General features: G+C 44.0%; 2 protein-coding genes. Both read right to left on the reverse strand.

Features of this window, described 5'->3' with window-relative positions; translation table 11 throughout:
- The coding region (locus O3Q51_18240; protein MCZ4410762.1) for a hypothetical protein at positions 1-4222 on the reverse strand (4222 nt) is incomplete at its 3' end.
- 259 nt (positions 4223-4481) lie between these two features.
- The coding region (locus tag O3Q51_18245) for a T9SS type A sorting domain-containing protein (protein ID MCZ4410763.1) at positions 4482-4976 on the reverse strand (495 nt) is incomplete at its 5' end.

Consider the following 4976-nt stretch of genomic DNA (forward strand, 5'->3'; position numbering starts at 1 on the left):
CTCCCGTCACCGTCAATATCGGCCTCCAATCCAAATCTTCACTCGCCCTTTCAACGACGAAATAATCATTATTGATCTCAGTAGCTGTTTCCCAATCTAAGTCAACATAGGTTCCCTTGAGCTCCGCGTCGAAGTAAAGGAGTTCGAGTGGGAGTGGAGACATGGAAAAAGGTGATGTATTAGCTAAGGCAATGTACATCCCATTCGTCACGGGGATGTCATTGAAAAATGCAACAAATCCATTTCTGATTTCAGAGACACCGTAAACGCTCGCATTGCTGAAGTCTTGAGGGATAGAGTTGTCGTGAACCAATAGCTTTAAGAGACTGGCATCATTGGAAAAATTTTGGGCATTATCGGAAGCACTGAAATTGATCAAAATGTCAGTAGTAGAAATTGGGTCTCCCGGGCTTTCAAAAATCTTCCAGACCTGTCCTGATCTTTCTTCGATGAAATCGGGTAAATCTGCATTCCAATAGGAGAATGGCCAAGTATTGGTAAGTTCTTCTCCATTGTGCCCCCAAACCAAATATCCGAATGATGAAGCGGAAGAAAATGTGGGGTTTTGAACCCTTAAAATCGCTGTTCCTTGTGAGTCGCCGTGGTAATCATCAATACTCGTTCTTCCCACACCGGCAACTTCTTGGTTGAATAGGTTTGGTCCCGATGCAAAGCTGAGATCAAAAATCTGCTCCGTATCTGTTCCTGCCAATGGAATGTTGTATTTCGCGGAGAGATAATTTTCTAAAATCGTCCGACGAGCAGGACTCATTTGAGGTTCATGAAATTTGATGAATTCAGCCATGAGGCCATCATATCCCGCATTTCGGTCATCACCTCCGCTGGAAACGCTGAAGTGAAACCGTGCTTGATTATTTACAGCCCCAAGACCTATATCAGCCCCGTGAGTGTATAGTCGGCCAACGGAGTTCTGAGGATCCGAGATAATGGAAGGACTGATTATGCCTTCTTCGCCGTTTACAAAGACTTGAATGGGCTGATCGGAGAAATTGTCGTAATGACAAGAGACCACATACGCTTCCCCTGATACAAGGTTCTGACTAGATCTTGCCCAAGTGGTTGATGCGACAATTTCACTATTCGAAGCGGCATTTTCATCGAATCCCCAAGGAGACTGTGGGCCATTATCAGTAAAATTCCAAGCTTGCATCCACAGATAGCCATTGTAAAGGTAAATCGAGATACCTCTGCCCGATCCGCCCTGCTCGTAAATGAGCGAGCAATTGGTATGATCAGGTGTGGCATTTGGTGAAACCGTGACCGATGGGACGAAGTCAGGTTTGATCACGAAGAAATAGGACTTCTTCTCCACAAAACCGGCTAGATTCGTAAAGGAATTGTCCTCAATGAGATAGCAGTCCGCTTCGCTCGTGTTTCCTCCCCTGAAATCAATTGCATTTCTACCATTGATTAATGCCTCTAAAAGTTGAGCTTCGGAAGAGCTATCGCTCTCTCTGGCAATTTCTATGTCTCTGGGCGAAAAGTTTGGCAGACTTGACTGATCTCCTGCCATGCTCATCCGATTGGCATCCATCCAAATGATATTATCAGAATCTTTTCCAACCCCCGAAGCTCCTTTCCATTGGAATGGTGAGGTATCAAGGATAGTATAAGTGTGTTCGTCGATTACACCAATGGCCGCATTTTCTGCACTATCCAATTGAAATATGATCGTCTCATCGGGCTCGGGTGAATTATCTGAATTTGATATACTCAGAGGGGAAATAAATGCCAGCGTATCGTCAGCTTGAATAAGCACAGGGCCTGAAGAAGCGGCTGTGTAATCCACGGTGTTTCCGCTGGCCGTTCCCCCTGTGATGGAGTAATACACAGTCACATCACGCGTCGAAGGCCTGTCAAGTTCAATAAATATGGCTGGATCACCTACGGATTCATATCCCGTTTGGTTGTCTGCCAAGAAAGCAGCAGTGGGCTCGGGATCTTCATCAACAAGAGTGACGGTATGTTCTAAAATATCACCGGAATCTACAGAAATGCCACTGATCGGTTCTATGATGAAAAGAAGTGTCTCATCGGTCTCATTTACAATGTCATCTAAAAAGGTAACCAATACGGTTTTAATATTTTCTCCTGGCCCGAAGATGAGTTCAGTTCTTCTTAAAGCTGAACTCCCTATCCAATTTTCTGAATTTTGGCAGGTGTAATCTTCACCATACGTAGCTGTACCCGAATCAGGGGCGGGTTTTCTGCGAATTTGAACGATCGACGTTCCCGAATCATCTCCCGTTCTGACTACGGAAAGTAAAATCCCCGGATCTCCTTCTGAACCAATGCTAGTGGTGCTTGAAAAACTGGCGCGGGGCTCAGGGTCGTCGTCGTAAATGGAAAACGTTAAAGTATCTCTTGCACCGATTTCTATCCCTGAGGTAGTATTTGGTCCGTTTTCTAAAATCAATAGAAAATTCTCCGTAGAAGGATCTTCCGCTACTAAATCGTTTTTGACATAAACACTTATCGATGTTTGACTCTGACCTATCGGGAACTGTATACCCAAAGATTGGTCAGAATAATCATACCCGTAATCAAGAGATGAAGAGGCGGATCCATCCACAAAGACATAATCCACTGCGAATATGTTGGACGGATTATTATCCGGGAGGAAGTTAAGCGAAAGATCCACTGTGAAAAGTGTTGAGTCGGGAAGCGGGTTTGTTTCAATTCCAAAACTTTCATTAACTGCAAATTGAACCGTAGGCTTGAGCCATGCAAGAGTAAAAAATGAATTATCTTGAAAATCATAGGCGATTTCATAATCCACAATGCCTACCTTGCTTATTTCCAAAACCTTAGTGTCGCTCAATGTGAAGTTGGGGAAATTTGGGCTCGCTTCGTCGATAAGTAGAACGAGCTTACTAAAACCTGCAGGTTTCGGAGGCAGATCGTTTTCATTCACTTTTAAAGTGACCGATGGAAAACTATTCCGCTCATCTATTCTCCATATTCTCTGCAATCGCCGGATATACGCACTGTTTGCAGGGACTCCTGCACTGGTGTACAAAAGGTTTTGTCCATTATGTCCCGTGAGAAAAAAGCGGTCAGCAGCAGAGTAGGCCGAACTCGGTAAGGTCGATCCAATCTCAAAAGGGTTTCGACCTTGACTCCTGTCGTGATACAATGCCGGGTCAGCTGAAGGATTAAAGGGTTGCTGCCCTATTCCAATGACCTCCTTTCCGTAGGCAGCTTGGTGATCATACTTGTCGTTTTGGATGATGTTGGCAAAATATTTTGCTCCGAGATAATTTTCAATAATGATCCTTTTTGAAGCTTTAAGGCTTTCGTTGTAGTAGCATAATTCGGCCAATCTCCCTTGAAATGATTCTGTGCCCGTAACATTGCAGTTTAATCCATCCTTACCTACAAACGCACTGTTGACAGCACCCAAACCTATCGGGTCAGGATGTGGAGACAAAGTCCCGATGCCGTTAATTCCCGTATTACTGCCATTGGTATTGGTCAAGTTGGCATTGTCGTACCTGATCTCATCGAATACTTGCCCATTCAACCAGCCTTTGATGTAATAATCGGGATCATTGCGATAGATAGCTCCCGCTTGAGGAGCATTGAACTGGATGGTCAAAATATAGGTGCTGTTCGGGTCAATTTTACGACTGACGTAGGTATAGCCCCATTGAGGAGTGTTGTCAAAATCAGTGGTACCGTCGTTTTGGATTCCTCCTTGATTTAAATCGTAGCCTCCTATGATCAAACTATCCGAATCGATATAAACATTAAACCCTCTATAGCAACCACCTTCTTCGTAGACGATCTGCTTACTGACCACATCGGTACTCGTTCTGAAGGCCATAAATACCGTTTTCTCAGTGGTAGTACCCCCTAAATTTAAATCGGTTGTGGGATTGATAAGTAAGAATTGGTTCTCTTCAAAAGTCACCACGGGATAACCATTTATAGTATTGGCAGGATCGTCTCTGAAAACCGGAGGTAAGCCGTTCGGCTCAGGTGTGGCATCGTCTGAATTTAGCGAGAGACTCACATCAGGCCAAAGTATTACGGGATCACCATCGGCCAAATTAGTCATAGTGGATGCATCCAGCCAAGCTCGACATGTGCTCTGACCGCTTAGTTCTTCACTTACCCCACCCGGGCCTCTCTGACTCATTCCAAAGCTGCAAATAGAACTCAAAACGAGCACAATAAGGACTCTGCGGATATTGGTCATGGCCTGGGAAAAAAAACGGTTTTGGTTAAAAGAGGATACTGGCTTGCCTGATATCAATTGAACTCCTCATTGAGAAAAAGGGCTGATGTGAAGCTCGTCTTGTAAATATACATATTTAGAACATCAACGAGTGACTTGTCTCGTTAATAAAGACTTACGTTCTTTTACTCTCTTCAACGCAGAGTCTTGCTACCACACAAAAAAATACCCTCAGAAATTTTTTCTGAGGGTATATCAATATATATATTGTTTGATCACTTTATTTCACAACCAACTTCTTCGTCTCGTTCAGCATCTCTGAATTGATCTGAATCAAATAAATTCCCGGTATCAAATCCCCGTACTTCATTTCGTACACATCCGAGTTGGCGTCGTAAAGCTCCGTCTGCAATAGCTTACCCGACAGATCGAAAAGCCTGATCTCCGTTCGGAAACCATTAAGTCCCTCAGGTATTCTCAAAAATACGGATCCCAAACTGGACGGATTCGGATACATAAAGACATCGTCGGAGTTCTCAACTTGATTATTGAATATCGCTACAGGCTCGCTATAGCTGAACTGTCCGTCGTAATCTACCTGCTTCAAACGGTAATACGACAATCCCTTCAAAGGCTCTCGGTCCTTCTCACTATAGGTCAGTAAACTATTCGAATTACCCGCTCCCGTCACCGTCAATATCGGCCTCCAATCCAAATCTTCACTCGCCCTTTCAACGACGAAATAATCATTATTGATCTCAGTAGCTGTTTCCCA

Source organism: Cryomorphaceae bacterium 1068 (assembly GCA_027214385.1).
In the GTDB taxonomy this organism is placed as follows: domain Bacteria; phylum Bacteroidota; class Bacteroidia; order Flavobacteriales_D; family Cryomorphaceae; genus JAKVAV01.